We start from the raw sequence: 3,043 nt of genomic DNA, 5'->3' as shown, positions 1-3,043 counted from the left end.
AGCGCGCACATCAGCAGCACGTTGCCATATTCGCCGAGCCAGAAGAGCGCGAAGCTCATCGACGAATATTCGGTCTGATAGCCCGCGACGATCTCGCTCTCCGCCTCGGTCAGGTCGAACGGCGCGCGCTGCGTCTCCGCCATCGACGAGATCAGGAACACCACCGCCATCGGAAACAGCAGGGGATTGAACCCGAACGCGTTGATGAAGTGCAGCACATGCGCGCGCTGCATGTCGACGATACCGTTGAGGTTGAACGTCCCCGCCCACAGCACGACGGTGATCAGCACGAAGCCGATCGAAACCTCATAGCTCACCATCTGCGCGGCGGCGCGGATCGCCGAATAGAAGGGATATTTGGAGTTGGACGCCCAGCCAGAGAGGATCACTCCGTAAACCCCCGTCGAGCTGATCGCGAGCAGGTAGAGCAGCCCAACGTTGATGTTGGCGAGCACCGCGTGCGGCCCGAACGGGATCACCGCCCAGGCGGCGAGCGCCACCGTGAAGGTTATGATCGGCGCGATCAGGAACAGCCCGCGATTGGCCGCCGAGGGGATGATCGTCTCTTGCAAGAACACCTTGAGCCCGTCGGCGAAGCTCTGCAACAGCCCGAACGGCCCGACCACGTTGGGGCCCCGCCGCAGCGCCATCGCCGCCCAGATCTTGCGATCGGCATAGATGATCATCGCCACCGCCAGCATCAGCGGCAGCGCGATCACGAGGATATCGATCAACGTCGCGACGAACCACGCCCCGCCGTAGGGCAGGAAGCCGGTGAACCAATTGGTCATAGGTGCGCGGTCCGAAAGCCCATCACCATCGAAGCGGCGATATTGGGGCTCGCGGGATTGACCGTCACCGTCTGGCGGGAAGGACTGATCACGAGATCCATGTCTTCCATCGGTATCGCGCCGAGCAATGGCTGGTCGCCGAGCACCAGCGCTCCGACGAGACATTGACGGTTGGCAAAACGGATGCGGACTGGACCGACATAATCGACCGTTTGTGCCTTGCCGTCCGCTATCGTGACCTCGCGTCGATCGAGCACCGGCAGCTCAAGCTGGGTTGCGACATGTTGCGGAATGCAAAGATGAAGCGCGCCGCCGTCGACCAGCGCGTGGACGGTCATCGGATAGAGCGCGTCGTTCCGGGCATTCGCCAGTTCGACATCGGCGTGAATCAGACCCATTACTCCGCCGCCTCCGCATAGCTTTCGCCATGCAGCAGCTCCGCCGAGCAGCGCCGCATCGTGTCGCTGGCGCGCGCGATCGCGTTGGTCAGGTAGAAATCCTTGATCGGATAGCGGATCGCGCCGCTCGCGGCCGTGTCGAGGCTCGGCGGGCTCCACGCGAACCGCGCGATCTCGCCGATATCGCCCAGCGCGAGCACGTCGGCGACCATCGCGACGCGAAGCTCGTCGAGCGTGTCGAACGGCAGCCTGTGCCCCAGCACTTCAGAAAGCGCGCGCAGGATCGCCCAATCCTCACGCGCGTCGCCCGGCGGGAACACCGCCCGGTCGCCGCGCTGCACCCGTCCCTCGAGGTTGACGTAGGTGCCGCTCTTTTCCGCATAGCTTGCCGCCGGCAGGATCACGTCCGCCATCGCCGCCCCCGAATCACCATGATGACCGATGTAGACCTTACACATATCACCAAATGGGTTAATGTCAAGATCCTCGCTGCCCAGCAGCAGCGCGAGCTTTGGCTTGGCGGCGGCGACATCGGCGATCCCGCCCGGCTGCGCGTAACCGAGCATCAGCCCGCCCATCCGCGCCGCCGAAATATGCAGCACGTTATAGCCGTTCCAGCCTTCCTTGATCAGGCCGAGCGTCTCGATCAGCGCCAGGCTTGCCCCCTGCCCCGCCGCCATCGCGCCGCCGCCGACGATCACCGCCGGCCGCTCCGCCTTGCCGAACGCCGCGATCACCGCCTCGGGCAGATCGCCCAGCAGTCCGAGATCGTTGCCCAGGCACGTCACCGGATAGGTAAGATCGATCGCCTCGCCGATCAGGAACACTTTGGCGCCGCGCTTCACCGCCTTGCGAATGCGCGTGTTGACCAGCGGCGCTTCCCAGCGGACGTTGGTCCCCACCAGCAGGATCGCGTCCGCCGTCTCGATCCCGGCGATCGTCGAGTTGAAATTGACCGCCGCGAGGCTCGACGCATCGTAGGTCAGCCCATTGTCCCGCCCTTCGAGCAGGTTCGATCCCATCCGCGCCAGCAGCGCCTTGGCCGCATACAGCGTCTCGCAATCGACCAGCGGCCCCGCGATCGCCGCGACGCTCGATCCCGCGTCCACCGCCTTGATCGCCGCGAACGCCTCGGCCCAGCTCGCCGGCGTCAGCTTGCCGTCGCGGCGCAGATAGGGCTTGTCGAGCCGCCGCCGCACGAGGCCGTCCACCGCATGCCGCGTCTTGTCCGACGCCCATTCCTCGTTGACCTCCTCGTTGACGCGGGGCAGCGCGCGCAGCACCTGCCGCCCCCGGCTGTCGAGCCGGATGTTGGTGCCGACCGCGTCCATCACGTCGATCGCGAAGGTCTTCTTGAGCTCCCACGGCCGCGCTTCGAACGCATAGGGCTTCGAGGTCAGCGCCCCCACCGGGCAGAGATCGACGACATTGCCCGAAAGCTCGGAGGTGATCGCTTTCTCCAGATAGGAGGTGATCTGCATATTCTCGCCGCGATACAGCGCGCCGATTTCTTCGACGCCGGCGACCTCCTCGGCGAAGCGCACGCAGCGCGTGCACTGGATGCAGCGGGTCATCACCGTCTTGACGATCGGCCCCATATATTTCTCGGTCACCGCGCGCTTGTTCTCATGATAGCGCGTGTGCCCGCGCCCGTAGGCAAGGCTCTGGTCCTGCAGGTCGCACTCGCCGCCCTGGTCGCAGATCGGGCAATCGAGCGGATGGTTGATCAGCAGGAATTCCATCACGCCTTCGCGCGCCTTCTTCACCATCGCGGTGTTGGTGAAGACCTCCTGCTTGTCGGCGGCGGGCAGCGCGCAGCTCGCCTGCGGCTTGGGCGGCCCCGGCTTCACCTCG

The 3,043-nt window shown here is 65.2% G+C and carries 3 protein-coding genes; all 3 read right to left on the bottom strand.

The features are described from left to right. On the bottom strand, positions 1-791 hold a 791-nt coding region (locus HUU94_RS05955; RefSeq protein WP_174274184.1), incomplete at its 3' end, for a complex I subunit 1/NuoH family protein. Continuing rightward, positions 788-1,189: a clan AA aspartic protease gene (locus HUU94_RS05950; RefSeq protein WP_174274183.1), complete on the bottom strand. Its 402-nt coding sequence runs from the start codon at positions 1,187-1,189 to the stop codon at positions 788-790. The genes HUU94_RS05955 and HUU94_RS05950, both read right to left, overlap by 4 nt. Further along, the coding region (gene nuoG / locus HUU94_RS05945) for an NADH-quinone oxidoreductase subunit NuoG (RefSeq protein ID WP_174274182.1) at positions 1,189-3,043 on the bottom strand (1,855 nt) is incomplete at its 5' end. The genes HUU94_RS05950 and nuoG, both read right to left, overlap by 1 nt.

This window comes from Sphingomonas bacterium (assembly GCF_903644055.1).
Classification (GTDB): Bacteria; Pseudomonadota; Alphaproteobacteria; order Sphingomonadales; family Sphingomonadaceae; genus Sphingomonas_I.
This window is presented reverse-complemented; position numbering and strand designations above follow the sequence as displayed.

Coding starts and splice junctions, on each gene's coding strand:
- HUU94_RS05950 (WP_174274183.1), bottom strand. CDS start 1,189: ATGGGTCTGATTCACGCCGATGTCGAACTGGCGAATGCCCGGAACGAC.